The sequence below is a fragment of the Bradyrhizobium sp. USDA 4506 genome (assembly GCF_054058795.1).
Map to the genome: position 1 here is coordinate 1,524,392 of NZ_JBSSBM010000002.1, position 13,692 is coordinate 1,538,083.

16 protein-coding genes are annotated in these 13,692 nt (G+C 61.9%); all 16 read left to right on the forward strand.

The genetic code is table 11. The features are described 5' to 3' along the window. Positions 1-141: 141 nt before the first annotated feature. The 16 genes from ACVIHF_RS09235 (at position 142) to ACVIHF_RS09310 (ending at position 13,591) form a co-directional block, all read left to right on the forward strand. A complete protein-coding gene (locus tag ACVIHF_RS09235; RefSeq protein ID WP_456791935.1) occupies positions 142-693 on the forward strand; it encodes a hypothetical protein in 552 nt (183 codons plus the stop codon). Positions 694-1,046: 353 nt separating this feature from the next. Then, positions 1,047-1,262 carry a Flp family type IVb pilin gene (locus ACVIHF_RS09240; RefSeq protein ID WP_028334082.1) on the forward strand — a complete coding sequence of 72 codons (216 nt, stop codon included), beginning with the start codon at positions 1,047-1,049 and terminating at the stop codon, positions 1,260-1,262. Between the two features lie 91 nt (positions 1,263-1,353). Next, on the forward strand, positions 1,354-1,569 hold the full coding sequence (locus ACVIHF_RS09245; RefSeq protein WP_050386273.1) for a Flp family type IVb pilin: 216 nt from the start codon (positions 1,354-1,356) through the stop codon (positions 1,567-1,569). A gap of 72 nt (positions 1,570-1,641) precedes the next feature. Then, a complete protein-coding gene (locus ACVIHF_RS09250) occupies positions 1,642-2,148 on the forward strand; it encodes an A24 family peptidase (RefSeq protein ID WP_456791936.1) in 507 nt (168 codons plus the stop codon). 1 nt (position 2,149) lies between these two features. Beyond that, the gene (gene cpaB / locus ACVIHF_RS09255) at positions 2,150-3,121 is read left to right on the forward strand and encodes a Flp pilus assembly protein CpaB (protein WP_283090314.1); all 972 of its coding nucleotides are present in this window, start codon (positions 2,150-2,152) and stop codon (positions 3,119-3,121) included. 170 nt (positions 3,122-3,291) lie between these two features. After that, positions 3,292-4,323 (forward strand): AAA family ATPase, encoded by a 1,032-nt coding sequence (locus ACVIHF_RS09260; protein WP_456791937.1) that lies wholly within the window; start codon positions 3,292-3,294, stop codon positions 4,321-4,323. After that, on the forward strand, positions 4,320-5,765 hold the full coding sequence (locus ACVIHF_RS09265; protein WP_456791938.1) for a CpaF family protein: 1,446 nt from the start codon (positions 4,320-4,322) through the stop codon (positions 5,763-5,765). The genes ACVIHF_RS09260 and ACVIHF_RS09265 overlap by 4 nt, the downstream gene beginning before the upstream one ends. Beyond that, the gene (locus tag ACVIHF_RS09270; RefSeq protein WP_456791939.1) at positions 5,765-6,691 is read left to right on the forward strand and encodes a type II secretion system F family protein; all 927 of its coding nucleotides are present in this window, start codon (positions 5,765-5,767) and stop codon (positions 6,689-6,691) included. The genes ACVIHF_RS09265 and ACVIHF_RS09270 overlap by 1 nt, the downstream gene beginning before the upstream one ends. Further along, positions 6,688-7,593, forward strand: a complete 906-nt coding sequence (locus tag ACVIHF_RS09275; RefSeq protein WP_225159358.1) for a type II secretion system F family protein — start codon at positions 6,688-6,690, stop codon at positions 7,591-7,593. Before ACVIHF_RS09270 ends, ACVIHF_RS09275 begins: the two co-directional genes overlap by 4 nt. A 99-nt stretch (positions 7,594-7,692) precedes the next feature. Continuing rightward, positions 7,693-8,247, forward strand: a complete 555-nt coding sequence (locus ACVIHF_RS09280; protein ID WP_245311428.1) for a methyltransferase family protein — start codon at positions 7,693-7,695, stop codon at positions 8,245-8,247. Positions 8,248-8,253: 6 nt separating this feature from the next. Continuing rightward, a complete protein-coding gene (locus ACVIHF_RS09285; protein WP_456791940.1) occupies positions 8,254-8,712 on the forward strand; it encodes a hypothetical protein in 459 nt (152 codons plus the stop codon). A gap of 9 nt (positions 8,713-8,721) precedes the next feature. Next, positions 8,722-10,029: a pilus assembly protein TadG-related protein gene (locus ACVIHF_RS09290; protein ID WP_456791941.1), complete on the forward strand. Its 1,308-nt coding sequence runs from the start codon at positions 8,722-8,724 to the stop codon at positions 10,027-10,029. Further along, the gene (locus ACVIHF_RS09295; protein WP_456791942.1) at positions 10,029-10,439 is read left to right on the forward strand and encodes a TadE/TadG family type IV pilus assembly protein; all 411 of its coding nucleotides are present in this window, start codon (positions 10,029-10,031) and stop codon (positions 10,437-10,439) included. Before ACVIHF_RS09290 ends, ACVIHF_RS09295 begins: the two co-directional genes overlap by 1 nt. Positions 10,440-10,831: 392 nt before the next feature. Continuing rightward, positions 10,832-12,469, forward strand: a complete 1,638-nt coding sequence (locus tag ACVIHF_RS09300; RefSeq protein WP_456791943.1) for a type II and III secretion system protein family protein — start codon at positions 10,832-10,834, stop codon at positions 12,467-12,469. Between the two features lie 12 nt (positions 12,470-12,481). Then, complete coding sequence (locus ACVIHF_RS09305; RefSeq protein ID WP_456791944.1) at positions 12,482-12,883, forward strand: hypothetical protein; 402 nt, start codon at positions 12,482-12,484, stop codon at positions 12,881-12,883. 141 nt (positions 12,884-13,024) lie between these two features. Beyond that, positions 13,025-13,591: a tetratricopeptide repeat protein gene (locus ACVIHF_RS09310; protein ID WP_456791945.1), complete on the forward strand. Its 567-nt coding sequence runs from the start codon at positions 13,025-13,027 to the stop codon at positions 13,589-13,591. Positions 13,592-13,692 lie beyond the last annotated feature (101 nt).

Sequence of the window (13,692 nt, forward strand, 5' to 3'; positions counted from 1 at the left end):
CAACGCGGAGTGGTTGCGTTCTCGTGGTTGCGCTGAGCGGGCTGACGGTTGCGCTCGGCGTCACCAACTGAGCCCATGACACGTGGGGTGACCTGGTCAAGGGTCCTGCAAGCTCTAAGGGGCTCCTTTCGGTGCACACTCGTGGCTTCGCTCTGCATCCTGCTGTCCTGTTGCGGCGCCCCTCGCCAGGCCATCGAAAAGGAGGCGGGACCGGTAGCGGAGCCAACAACGGAGACGGCAACAGCGCCCACAGAGCCGGCACCAGCGGCGACAACGATACCGGAGGCGACACCGGTACCGACACCGACGGCGGCAACGGTCAACCTGAGCGGCGCGCTCGCGGAATGCCGGAGCGCGTTTCCGGATCAGATCGCGCAAGCCGTGGCGCGGGCGTCCTGCGTGATCAAGGCGACCGACCTCGTACGTCCGCTGCTGCCGTTTCCCGAACTGCTCGACCGGGAGAACGCCCTGCGCAAGGCGCTGGCCGAGCAGGTTCAGACAAGAACGATGTCCCTGCTCGAGCGCAACATCCAGATCCAGAAGCTGCATTCGCAGCTCCTCGAAGAGGAGCGCAGCAGGCTATCGGCCGCGCCCGCGGACGGGAGCAAGCCGCCGCTGGCCGTCACGCAGTGGCGGCAATCCAATGGGGAGAGTTGCGGCCGGCTCGGAGGGGATTCGGGGACCTGCTACTGAAACGAGCAATCCTGCAAACGGCCATCGGGGAATGGAACCGGATCGTGACACCGTCACCTCCGAGGTCGTTGTCGTGACAGCATCACGTCCGACGCTGTCACCGTATTCGCACGGAGCAGCGAAGTTGAAATAGTGTGAAATGTCGAAAGTCCTACAATTTAAGGGGTTTCGTGCATCGTTGTCGGAGCGCCTCGCCGAGGAGAAGGTGTGCGCCGCTACGCCGGTAGGGTTAATAAAGGATTACCAATCGACAGTTTTCTCGCGACGCATTATAAGAAAATGCTAGTTGGCACCCGGATTTTGCCCCCCGCCAACGTATTGAGTAAATTTCATCGTAAAAGGGATATTTTCCTATGTTGAAGCTGTACATCCAGACCACCGAAGCCTTCAAGCGTCTCCGCTCGGACAAGGACGGCGTTGTGTCGTTCGAGTACGTGATCGTCGCCGCTTGCATCGTGGCCGCCGTCTCTGCTGCGTTCGGTACGGGTACCGCCAGCGGCATCGGCTCGGTTCTGAACGCCTCCATCACCACGATCGCCAGCAAGGTCGCCACCGCAGTCTCCGCTTAACTCCGGATGTTGAATGCTGTTGGCAGATTCTTTCTGTCAACAGCGGTCAACCGGATTGCGATGTGCGCGAGCCTTAAGGAGGCTTTCTCCTATGTTGCAGTCATATATCAAGGTCACAGAAGTATTGAGGCGTTTGCGCACGGACAAGGACGGCGTTGTGTCGTTCGAGTACGTGATCGTCGCCGCCTGTATCGTCGCCGCCGTTTCCGCAGCGTTCGGTACGGGTACCGCGAGTGGCATTGGCAGTGTTCTGACCACCTCGCTCACTTCGATCGGCACCGCGGTTGCCAACGCGGTTAGCGCCTAAGTCCAGAGGGACGGCGCTCCGGAGGGGGGCATTATTTTTTGCCCCCCGCCATTTTTCTAAGGCGATTATTTCATGAATTGGATTGCGTCCACGACCTTGTGTCTGGAAATCGCATTGTTGTTGTATGTCGCAACGATCGATATCGCGACACGGTTGATCCGAAACGAAATTTGTCTGGCGCTGGCGTTCCTTGGGATCGTCGGCCAATTGGCCAGTCCGATGCAGATCGGCCAGTCGCTGATCGTTGCCGCAATCCTGTTCCTGGCGCTCTTCGTGATTTACCAACGCGGAGCGATCGGCGGTGGCGACGTCAAGTTGCTGGTTGCCCTGGCGATCGGTCTGCCGCTGACCGGCGTGATTGAACTGTTGACGGCAACTGCACTGGCCGGCGGCGTTCTGGCCGCGGTGCATCTGATGATGCGCCGTCTGCCCCAACCGAAGCTGGCGCCCGCCGGATCATCGCTGATGCGCCGGGTCTACGCGGTCGAGCGCTGGCGTCATTTGCGACATGCACCGCTTCCCTACGGGGTCGCCATCGCATGCGGCGGTATCTGGGCCATTTTGAGCAAAGGAATTTGACATGTCGTCCGCTCTCCGTGTCTCGATCATCATGGTGCTGCTGCTTGCGGCTACGGCGCTTGGAATGATCGCCTACAGCATGAACCGCCCCGCAGATCCGGTTGTTGCGCAGGCAGTCGAAGAGAAGCCTGCGCCTGTGCCTGCGGCCGCGACGGTCGGCTACTTTGTCGCCACACGCCCGCTGTCGAAGGGAACGCTCGCGCGGGACGAAGATTTCGCGGTGCGCCAGACGGCACCGAACCGTGTCCCCGCGGGGGCGATCCTCGAAACGCCTGACTCCAAGGCCGGGCTGCCCGGTTCGCTGGTTCGCAAGTTCGTCGACGCCGGCAGCGCGATTACACTGGACGACATCCTGCGTCCGAAGGATCGCGGCTTCCTTGCCAGCGTCCTGGCGCCGGACAGCCGCGCCATCAGCATCAAGGTCGACGAGGAGACCGGTGTGTCCGGTCTGATCAGGCCGGGCGACAATGTCGACGTGGTGCTGACCCAGGTGTTCGAGAAGGCCGCGCCGGTGAAGCGAGCCGTCAGCGAAACCGTTCTGTCCAATGTGCGCGTGATCGCGATCGACCAGGAGATTGCGCAAGGCGGGCGTCCGATCACCAATGCCGTCCCGGGCAAGACGGCACAGACCGTGTCACTGGAGCTCAAGCCGGATCAGGTCAAGAAGGTGGCCGTCGCAAAGCAACTCGGAACGCTGTCGCTCGTCATCCGCGCTGCGGCCGAGCAGTGGGACAAGGCCGACACAAGCGTAACGTCCAGCTGCGACGTATCGCCGGAACTGGCGCGCCAGAGTGCAGTTGCCGGCCAGAGCACGACGGTCGCGATCTATACCGGCAGCGAGGTCAAGCAATACTCGGTCAGGAGACAGGATTTTGACGACGACGCCCGCGCGGGCTGCGACGTGCCGTCCGAACTCGATCGTCAGACCACAGCGGCAGCGAGTGACGTCGGCAAGGGACCGGAGAAACGTTGATGAGTGCGAACATGGCAGTGGTGGAACAACCCGAAGAGACGACGTCTCTTGTCGCGCGCAACCGCATCGTCTGCTTCGTCAATGACGAGCTGAGCGCGGCAGCCCTCCGCAAGGGTCTCGACGGCAGCAATCTGGTGATCCGGCGCGGCACGATCCGTCATGCGACACGCATGCTCGAGACCGACACCGATCTGTACGCGCTGGTGACCGACATCAGCGGGATCGATGATCCCTTCACTGAACTGGAGCGCCTCGCCAGTGTCTGTCCGCCCGATGTGAAGGTGGCCCTGATCGGCGACAACAGGGAGATCATCTTCTACCGCGAGCTGATGGAGATCGGCCTTACTGAATACCTGCCGACGCCGATCACTAGGGATATGGTGCTCGACCAGCTACGTCCCAAGCTGATCGGGGACGTCGCGCCGGCCCAGAACGACCGCGGCGGGCACGTGGTGTCGATCTGCGGTGCGCAGGGCGGCGCCGGAGCGACCAGCGTCGCGATCAACCTCGCGCTGCAACTGGCCGAAACCACCAAGGCGAAGGTGGCGCTGCTCGACTTGCATCTGCAGGGCGGCGAGACCGCGGTGATGCTGGGCGTTCGTCCTGGACCCGGCCTCCGCATCGCCCTTGAAAACCCGATGCGGGCCGACACGCTGTTTCTCGAACGGGCCGCGATCGAGGTGAACGATCGGGTCTGCCTGATTTCCGGCGACGAGGAGCTCGATGCCAAGCTCGACATCGCCGAAGCCGGCGTGCGGCACGTGCTGGGCCTGCTCCGTCAGCGGTTCAACTACGTCGTTGTCGATGTGCCGGTGCCGTTCCCGGCATCGATCTATCCGGTCATTCAGATGTCCCGTCATGTGCTGGTGCTGTTGGAGGCCGAAGTAACCGGCCTGCGCAATGCCCATGCGCTGCGCAACGCCGTCACCAACATCGCGGGCAAGGATCGGGTGTTTACCCTGCTCAATCGTGCCGACCGCGCCGGCGGTCTGCCGAGGGCGACGATCGTCAAGGCGTTGGGCGCCGAGCCGGACATGGTGATCCCGGATCTCGGCAAGGGAATGACCCAGGCGGTCAACCTCGGCGTTCCGGCTCTGAAGCACGTATCCGGTCTGCGGCGCCACCTTGCCCCGATCGTACGGGAAATCACCGGCGTCGGTGCCAAGAAAAGGGCCGGGTGGAAGAGGTGGCTCGGGCTATGAAAAAGTTCGGCAGGCGCGCAGACGAAATGCCAGTGCGGATGCCCGCAGCGGTGCCGGACGCCCCGGCAGCGGCGCCAAGCGCGCGGCCGGCGCCGCCACCCTTGCCGCCGGTGGAACCGAGCGTGGCGTCACCGGCGTCCAGCCTGTTTGCATCGGCGCCGAAGCATGAAGAACCTGCGACCCACCATCCGGTGATGTCGGCATCCCTGCGCGAACGGGTCATCGAGCAGATCGAGCCGTCGGTGGCCGCGACCGTTCCCCGCGACGTCCTGCGGCGGCAGATCGAGGAAATCATCCACGGCATCGCCAACCAGGAGCGGCTGGAGCTGTCGGGCCGCGAGCAGCTCTTCCTGGCGGAGGAGATCGCCGACGACATGACCGGCTACGGGCCGCTGCGTCCGCTTCTGCTCGACGAGACGATCAACGACATCATGATCAACGGGCCGAGCAACGTCTATGTCGAGCGGGCCGGCAAGCTGGAGCGGGTCGCGGTCCGGTTTCGCGACAATGACCATATCGCCTCGGTCGCACAGAAGATCGCCTCGCAGGTCGGCCGGCGGGTGGATGAATCCAGCCCGATGGTGGACTGCCGTCTGCCGGACGGCAGCCGTGTCAACATCATCCTGCCGCCGCTGGCTATTCATAGCCCCTGCATCTCGATCCGAAAATTTCCGAACCGGCGTCTGAACATCGCCGGGATGATCGAAAACGGCTCGATGACCGCCGCGCTTGGACAGCTGCTGGAGATCGCCTCCCGCTGCCGGCTTAACGTCTTGGTCTCCGGAGGCACCGGTTCCGGCAAGACGACGCTGCTGAACGCCTTGAGTCAGTTCATCGACCATAGTGAGCGCATCGTCACGATTGAGGACGCGGCGGAGCTGCAGCTTCAGCAGCCGCACGTGATCAGTCTGGAGACCCGTCCGGCCAGCCTCGAGGGCACCGGCCAGGTGACGCAGCGCGACCTTCTGTGGAACGCACTTCGTATGCGTCCGGACCGCATCGTCGTCGGTGAGGTGCGCGGCGCCGAGGCGTTCGACATGCTGCAGGCGATGAACACCGGCCATGATGGATCGATCTCCACCGTGCACGCCAACAGTACCCGCGACGCGCTCACGCGCGTGGAGAACATGGTGCAGATGGGGCAGGTCAATCTGCCGTCGCGCGCAATCCGCTCCCAGATCGTCGCCGCCCTGGATCTGATTGTGCAAGTCGAGCGCATGCGGGATGGTCAGCGCCGTATCGTGCAGATCAGCGAGGTGATCGGCCTCGAGGGTGAGGTGATCACCACCAACGACATCGCGCTGTTCGAGTACAAGGACGAGGATGTCCAGGGGCGGATATCCGGCACCTATCGCTCCACCAATGCGGTTCCGAAGTTCAAGAGCCGCCTCGTCTATTACGGGCTCGATCGGGCCTGGGCAGAAGCGATGAGGCACATCTGATGTCGACGCCCTTGATCATCGTTCTGGTGCTTCTGTTGTGTGCTGGGGCCAACACCCTTTGGCTCGACGCACGACAGAGACGAATGGAGCGCCAGCTCGAGATTGCGCTGCCGACGGCTGAAGCAGCAGCCTTGGTGTCCATCCGTCGCGCGGCCAAGACGTCGCGTTGGCGCGCGCTCCAGCGCTTCGCCAATTACCGCCCTGATATGGTGTATGTCGTTCGGCCGGTCTATGTGCTGCTTGCAGGGGGAATGGCAGCGGCGGGAATTCTCTACGTCAATGGATTCCTGCGGTTCCCTGGCTCCTATGGGGCCATTGCGGCTGCCGGCGTCGCCATCCTGGTCGTGCGCGGCCTGTTCGGATGGCAGCAACAGCGCTTTGCAAACCAGCTCTTCCAGCAGCTTCCCGATGCGGTCCAGCTGGTGACGAGCACTGTCCGGTCCGGATTGCCCGTCCACGAAGCTTTTCGCACCATCGCCCGCGAGATGCCGCAACCGACATCCGGGCAATTTGCCATCGTCTGTAATGAATTGAACCTGGGCAGGTCGCCCGAGGAGGCCGTCGAGGAGATCTATCAGCGAACGCAGGTGTCGGAGTATGCGATGTTTGCGGTAACCCTCGCGGTGCAATTGAAGACCGGCGGCAGCCTGGCGGAAACGCTGCAGACGTTGGGTGAGACCGTGAGTCAGCGGGTTGCGCTGGCGGCGCGTGCGAAGGCCTTGGCCGGAGAGGTCATCTTTTCATCGCGTGCGCTCACCTGCGCGCCGGTCGTTATCGGCGGGATGCTTTACCTGATCAATCCGCAGTCGGTCGACCTGCTGTTGTTCGATCCACAAGGAAACGTGCTGCTCGCTTATGCGGCGTGCTCGGTCCTGATCGGGCATTTCGTGATCCGTTGGATGGTCAGAAGGGAAACCACCCTATGACGGCTGTTCTCGGTTTTGCCACGCTTGCCGTCGCACTCGCGGCCGCGACCTTCCTGCTGGTCATTCGCGAGATACATCTGCGCACCCTGGACACGCGTGTCTCGAATGCCGTGCTGGGCATTTCCGATCGATCGAATTCGAAGGATCTGATCGGTTGGCTTTCATCGGTCGGCATGCGCTACAGGCGTTACTACGCCCAGGAGAATCTCGACCAGCTGAGGATGGTTCTTCAGTCGGCAGGGTTCAATCACTATCGAACCCTGCCCATCTGGATCGGCTTCAAGACGGTCAGCACGTTTGCGTTTCCGATCGCGGCTTTCTCTGTTTCGCAGATTCTCGGACGGCCGTTCACCGACGTGATGATCTTCACGCTGCTTGGCCTGGCGTTTGGAATCATGATTCCGCGCCTGATCTTGCTGGTCGTGAAGCGACGCTTCGATGCCGCGATCCGGCTCGGCACGCCGGACACCATCGATCTGCTTGTGGTTTGCAGCGAAGCCGGCATGGGCCTGGAGAGCGCGATTGAGCGTGTGGCGGAGGAGATGCGGGAGACCAATCCCGCTATCACCCACGTGCTGCGCGGTCTTCTCGATGATCTCCGGATCCTGCCGAACCGTGCCGACGCCTTCGAGAAGCTCGCGTCCACGTCGGAGGGCCTCCGTCGCTTCGGCACCATGGTCAGCCAGAGCCTGCAATATGGCACGCCGCTCAGTCAGGCGCTGCGCAGCATCGCAGTCGACCTGCGCCGGGAACGCATCACCAAGCTCGAGGAGCGGGCGCACAAACTGGGCGCCAAGCTCACCGTTCCGATGGTGCTGTTTCTGCTTCCGGCGATGTTCGTCATTCTGGGCGGAAGCCCGTTCCTTCATTTGATCCGTACATTCTCCAACCTCGGCAATTGAGCCATGAGCGCAGCTGCAATGAGTCTTTCGACGAACCTGGCCTACGATCGGGCGACCCGATTCTTGGGCAGCGCATGGTTCCTGCTGTTGGGACTTGCCGTGACAACCAATCTTGCGAAGACGGGGCAGCCATGGCCGTCGCTCGTCTCGAACTTTCTCGTCGCGGTGTTTTACCTGATGCTGGCGCTGCTGATCCTGATCCGCGGTCCCGCAAAGGCGCAGGCCGAAGGCCTGCTGCCGAGGATTGCGGCGTTCGTCGGCACCTACTGGCCGTGGACGATCACGTTTTTCGAGAAGACCGAGGGCGCATTGCCGAATTTGCTGTCCGCGGTTTGCGTGCTGACCGGCATGATCATGATCCTCGTGACCGTCCGCCATCTCGGACGGTCGTTCAGCCTGGTGCCGCAGGCGCGTTCGGTGGTGCAAACCGGGCCGTACCGGTGGATCAAGCATCCGCTCTATCTGTCGGAAGAGATCGTGTTCCTTGGTGTCGTGCTGCAGCATCTGAGCTGGATGACCGTAGGCCTGCTGATCCTGCACATCTGCATCCAGGTCTGGCGAATTCATTACGAGGAGGACGTGCTTCGGCGCACGCTTCCTGAATATTCCAGCTACGAGGCGTCGCGCTGGAGATTGATTCCCTATGTCTGGTGAGCGGCCATGCGAAGCTGGAAAATCCGTGTGAACGGCAAGCGTTCTCTGATCGCGGATCGACGCGGCGCCGTCGCGTTCGAGATGCTCTTCGTTTTCGCTTTCCTGTTCCTGGTTATTCTGCTGCCGCTTGCCGACCTGGCGCTGGCGGGCTTTCAATATATCCAGGCGTTCGCGGCATTACGTGGGTTTGGACAATATTTGCAATACAATCAGCCGACTGATGTCACGAGCACGTCGACTTGGCTCACAACTGTGCGTTCGAGGGCAAGTGCTGATCCGCGTTATCCTATGAGCGATCCGAACGTCATTTGCGGCGACAATCAGACCGGCTGTTCTGATGCTTCGCTCTCGCCCAAATACTACTCATATACGACGACAATTACCTTTGCGCCTATGGTGTTAAGATCGGTGCTTTGCAGCAGTTCCTGCACGTACACGCTGTCTTATTCTGAACGGTTTCAATAGGTGTATTCGATGAGCAACATGCTCCATTGCCGCAAAGGTTCAGTCGCGTTCGCGACGGTCGTCGCCTTGATACCTCTGATCGGAGTGATGGCGCTCGGCGCCGAGGCGGGATCTTGGTACGTTATCAAGCAGCGTGCGCAGAATGCCGCTGATGCGGCAGCCTATTCAGGCGCCTTGCGACTGGCGTGTTCTCTTGGATCATTAACGTGCGCGGATACGCAGACAATGGATTATCGCGGCAAACAATTCGCCGCGCAGAACGCGTTCTGTAACTCGGGTGATACGTCGTATCCGGGCTCCATTTGTGTGCCCAGCCTTCCGACCGGCGTCTCGCAGGTCGTCACGATTGCTTCGCTTGCATCATGGAAGGGCAACAGCGGAGAATTCGTACAGGCCACCGTAAGCCAGCAGCAGGGCGCATACTTGGCGGCGGTACTCGGCTTGTCCACTGTCAACATAGCTGCGACGGCCGTTGCCCAAGTGCAGAACCCGAAAGACCTGTGCGCATTGGGCCTCGGCAGGTGGCCGAACAACAGCGCGCTTACAATCGGCGGCAATGTCACCAACACCGGAAATGGTTGCGGATTGATGTCCAACGACACCGTCAAATATTCGAGCGCTCCAACTTTCACCGGAACGGGTTGGGCCGTCGACGCCGCAAAAGGCTGCCTCCCGAACGCCAATCAGTGTGGCAGTCCCGGTGTCCCGTACAACTACTTCATGCCAACTGCGATGAATCCACTTCAGGCGCTGGATTCGGCTTCATTCAATTCTGCGACAGGCAAAACAACCAAATTGTCATGTAGCGGTTCTTTGTCGCCGAACACCACTGCCAATCTGTACGGCGATCTGACCTGCACGACCGGGGATACGGTAACGCTTAACCCGGGAACCTATTTCTTTTATAACGCAACGATCAAACTGAACGGCGGCACCGTCTCGGGCACGGGCGTAACCCTTGTATTGCTCGGGGACTCGTCAATCTCTATCAGCGGCGGCGCTTCGGTTAGCCTTTCAGCCCCTTCCAGCAACTCTACTTACCCGGCACTCGCCGGAGTTCTGATTGATGATCAGGCGCCGAACAAGAGCAACAATGCTGTCACCGTCAACGGCAATGGTGCCACCGTCAACCTTGGTGGCGCCATGTACTTTCCAAATGTGGATGTGACTTGGAGCGGTACAAGCGCGAACGCGAATACGACTTGTTCACAGGTCATAGCCAACACTCTGACAATGACAGGCAATGCTTATTTGAACACGAACGGCTGCGTTCCCGGTACAGTTGCGAAAACCCAAGTTGTTCTTTTGGTGCCATGATGAGGAAGCTCGATCAGCGAGGCGTGGCGGCACTGGAATTTTGCCTGGTCGCCGTGCCTCTGTTCACTTTGATCTTCGCCATCTTTGATTTCGGACGGTACGCAATCACGATGCAATCGTTACGCATGCTTGCGGCTGCTGCCGCTCGGGCAAACATCGTCTGGTGCTACAACCCTGCTGTAGTCGGGGGCACATCGCCATCCGGTTGTACCGGTGACTACCTGTCGGCCGCAGAAAAGCAGGACGCTGCTCCCTTCCTGTATGGCGCCAGTCTCACGCCGACGGTGACCACGACGGCGGGCGCCTCGGCGCTGACGGTGACGGCATCCCAGTCGGGCTTCGCCATGATCATGCCGATCTGGGGCACGTCCTTGAACGCGCCGAGCGCGTCCACCACGATTCCTTTCTGAGGAGCCTCGATTCGGCGAGGCTGATCGGCGGCGCCGGCCTGGCGGCCGGCGGAGCGGCTCGGCCCGTTGGGCGGCCGGAAATAGCCCGGGCGGGCTATGGAAGTGGTGCGCGCTGGCAACAACGGGGAGTTTTCTCCGGCGTTGCCGCAGCCGGGCGGACCTCTCTTCTTGCAATCGAGGTGCATGGCGGGGGATGATCTTTGAGCCGCCATTAGCGGCCTTGCGACCCGGGTGAGTACTCGGTGCGCGGGGAAATGGGAATTTTCGCGAGTAACGATTTGTAGTCGGACAGACTGTAAACTCTACGGCGTGGTGGACGAACGGGAGTGATCGGGACGCCGAGGTCGTAGATTTACGGGGATCGTCGCGGAGACGCGGCGAAGGGGATTGGGATGATGGGAAGTCGCGTTTCGGTTGATGCGGGACTTGGGCTGGTTGCCTTGAGCGCGATGGCGTTTGGCGCTGCGATCGCCCTGTTTCATTTCGCCGATCCCGCCGCCGCCGCCGACCGGCGGGCGCCGTCGTCCAGCGGCGTGTTCGTCAGCGAGATGAGCGACGTCCAGCGCGTCAGGGTGACCGTCAACAAGTCGCGCACTTTCAGGGTCGATACGGCGTTCTCGTCGATCGTCGCGGGCTCGCCCGAAATCGCCGACGTGAAGTCGCTGAGCGACCACCTGATCTATGTCCAGGGCAAGAAGACCGGCACCACCAACGTCATCCTGTTCGACAGCTCGATGAAGCAGATCGGCATTCTCGATGTCGAGGTGACGCTCGATATCGGCAATCTGCAGCAGAACATCCAGGCCGGCACCGGCACACGCGGGATTCGCGTGTCCGCCTCCGAAGGGCAGGTGGTGCTGAGCGGAATGGCCGCCGATGCCGTCTCCGCCGAGCGGGCGATGACGATTGCCCAGGGCAGCGTTCCCAAGGACGCCATCGTCGTCAATGCCATGAGCGTTGCGGCGCCGCAGCAGGTCATGCTCGAGGTGCGCTTCCTCGAGGTCAGCCGCGAAGCCGGGCGCGACCTCGGCGTGAATCTTTATGCAGCAAACGCCAACGGCACCAATGTTGCGAACACGGGGCTGGGTGGGGCAGTGCCGGGGGCCGTAGGGCGGGCGCCCATTGGCGGTGTCAACGGCAACGTCGGCGCTCCTCCCACTGGCAGTCTTCCGCTGCTCGGAACGATCGGAACGCTTGTTGGTTCCGCCGGCGGCGTAGCTGCGCCCCCATTCGGAAGCCTGTTGACGAGCATTCTTCGAACCAGCAATGGCAGTTCGGTGGACCTTCTGATTACCGCATTGGAAACGAAGGGGCTGGCCCGCCGGCTGGCGGAGCCGAACTTGACCACGCTGTCGGGCGATGCTGCGCGATTCCTAGCGGGTGGCGAGATCCCGGTGCCGGTCGCCTCGTCGCCGGTCCCGGGCGCACTGCCAACCGTGAGCATCGACTACAAGAAGTTCGGCGTCGAACTGGCCTTCGTGCCGACCGTGCTGTCGCGCGGAGTGATCAATCTCCGCGTCGAGCCCTCGGTCAGCGAACTTGATTTTACCAACGCGGTGAGCATCGCTGGAACGACGATCCCGGCGCTGACCCGCCGTGACGCACGCACCACGGTCGAATTGCGCGACGGCCAGAGCTTTGCCATCGCCGGCCTGCTGCAAACCCGCAACCGGCAGGACGTCTCGCAACTGCCGTGGATCGGCTCGGTGCCTGTCATCGGAACCCTGTTCAGCAGCAAGTCGTACCAGCAGCAGGAAACTGACCTCGTCATCATCGTGACGCCGCGCCTCGTCGCGCCGGCGGCGCCCGGCCAGCAACTGGCGTCGCCGCTCGATTCCCGCCTGCCGGCCAACGACGTCGATTTCTTCCTCAATGGCCAGATGGAAGTTCGCAAGCGTTACGACGACTACGTCAATTCCGGCGGCGACGTGAAGGGACCCTATGGTCACATCATCGCGCCAAACGCCGTTGTACCGGCTCCGCCACCGGCTGTCGGTGCGAACCAGCCGGTCGTGAAGACCTTGAACTAGGGGAGGCGAGAGATGACCGTCAGATACCTCGCTCTGCTCGCGCCCTTCCTGCTCGGCGGCTGCTACGGCGTTTACGGGCATGACGAGATGGACCGCTACGTCCAGCGTTCCGACACCATCACGATGAGCGCCGGCAACGCCAAAGAGGTCAACGCCGCTACGCACACGATCCACCCATGGCCGGCCTATGTCGGCGATCGCAGGATCGCGTATGACGCGCGGCGTACAAACGGTGCCGTGCAGCGCTATGGCACTCAGCAACGCCCGCTGGATCAGCTCCCCGACATGGGCGCTCCGACGACGGCGATGGGCCAGGCACCGCCGGTCACCACGATTCAGAACGTCAACACGACCGGATTGGGAGCAGGGACCGGAGGATCGGTGGCCGTCGGGGTCGGAGGAGGCGGCAGGTAGTGTCCTTGCAGCGTCGGCCAGGTGCCGGGGCGGGGATTCGGAAGGGAAGTGCGACGTTGGGTTTCGGCGGACCTCGGTATTTCGATCGTGCCGTCTGTTTTCGTAGGTAGTTTTGCGATGGATCTTCGAATGGTGCGGGGGATGCGCTGGACTTGGGGAACGGGGCGAGGATTGCATCGCCTCGCACCGGCGTTGATCTGTTGCGGCTTGGCGACCGGCCTTGGGGCCTGTGACTACACGACGCGGGAGGCGGCGATCGTCGCCCCCGTGGATCCGCCGGGCGGCGACCCGGTGCAGGAGCCGACCGACGTCAAATACTATCCCTCCGACGAACCGGTGCGGATGGGGCTCGAGCACTACAACCGCGGCAATTACGGAATCTCGCAGCGCTATTTCAAGGAAGCGGTCGAGAAGGCGCCGAAGGACGTGACGGCCTGGGTCGGGCTCGCGGCGAGCTATGACAAGTTGCGCCGCTTCGACCTTGCCGATCAGGCCTATGCGCAGGCGATCCGGCTTGGCGGCGAGACCGTCCAGATCCTCAACGATCAGGGCTATTCCCTCATGCTGCGCGGCAATCTGAGCGGCGCGCGGCGGAAGTTCGAGAAGGCGTATTCGCTCGATCCGGGCAACCCCGTCATCGCCAACAACCTCGAGCTTCTCAACGGCAGCCGGCGCTTCATCGAGCGGCCGCCGAACAATCAGCCGTAGGTTGACAGCGGTTCACGAGCCTCTGCATGATTTCTTAGGGGTATGATAATACCAAATTTTGCCCGGCGCGTCGAGTTGCCGGGTCCGCCGGCTCCTTTGCA

Excerpts from the sequence above, each read along its gene's own strand:
- ACVIHF_RS09240 (WP_028334082.1), top strand. The coding sequence starts at position 1,047 with ATGTTGAAGCTGTACATCCAGACCACCGAAGCCTTCAAGCGTCTCCGC.
- ACVIHF_RS09245 (WP_050386273.1), top strand. The coding sequence starts at position 1,354 with ATGTTGCAGTCATATATCAAGGTCACAGAAGTATTGAGGCGTTTGCGC.
- ACVIHF_RS09250 (WP_456791936.1), top strand. The coding sequence starts at position 1,642 with ATGAATTGGATTGCGTCCACGACCTTGTGTCTGGAAATCGCATTGTTG.
- cpaB (WP_283090314.1), top strand. The coding sequence starts at position 2,150 with ATGTCGTCCGCTCTCCGTGTCTCGATCATCATGGTGCTGCTGCTTGCG.
- ACVIHF_RS09260 (WP_456791937.1), top strand. The coding sequence starts at position 3,292 with ATGCTCGAGACCGACACCGATCTGTACGCGCTGGTGACCGACATCAGC.
- ACVIHF_RS09265 (WP_456791938.1), top strand. The coding sequence starts at position 4,320 with ATGAAAAAGTTCGGCAGGCGCGCAGACGAAATGCCAGTGCGGATGCCC.
- ACVIHF_RS09270 (WP_456791939.1), top strand. The coding sequence starts at position 5,765 with ATGTCGACGCCCTTGATCATCGTTCTGGTGCTTCTGTTGTGTGCTGGG.
- ACVIHF_RS09275 (WP_225159358.1), top strand. The coding sequence starts at position 6,688 with ATGACGGCTGTTCTCGGTTTTGCCACGCTTGCCGTCGCACTCGCGGCC.
- ACVIHF_RS09285 (WP_456791940.1), top strand. The coding sequence starts at position 8,254 with ATGCGAAGCTGGAAAATCCGTGTGAACGGCAAGCGTTCTCTGATCGCG.
- ACVIHF_RS09290 (WP_456791941.1), top strand. The coding sequence starts at position 8,722 with ATGAGCAACATGCTCCATTGCCGCAAAGGTTCAGTCGCGTTCGCGACG.
- ACVIHF_RS09295 (WP_456791942.1), top strand. The coding sequence starts at position 10,029 with ATGAGGAAGCTCGATCAGCGAGGCGTGGCGGCACTGGAATTTTGCCTG.
- ACVIHF_RS09300 (WP_456791943.1), top strand. The coding sequence starts at position 10,832 with ATGATGGGAAGTCGCGTTTCGGTTGATGCGGGACTTGGGCTGGTTGCC.
- ACVIHF_RS09305 (WP_456791944.1), top strand. The coding sequence starts at position 12,482 with ATGACCGTCAGATACCTCGCTCTGCTCGCGCCCTTCCTGCTCGGCGGC.
- ACVIHF_RS09310 (WP_456791945.1), top strand. The coding sequence starts at position 13,025 with ATGCGCTGGACTTGGGGAACGGGGCGAGGATTGCATCGCCTCGCACCG.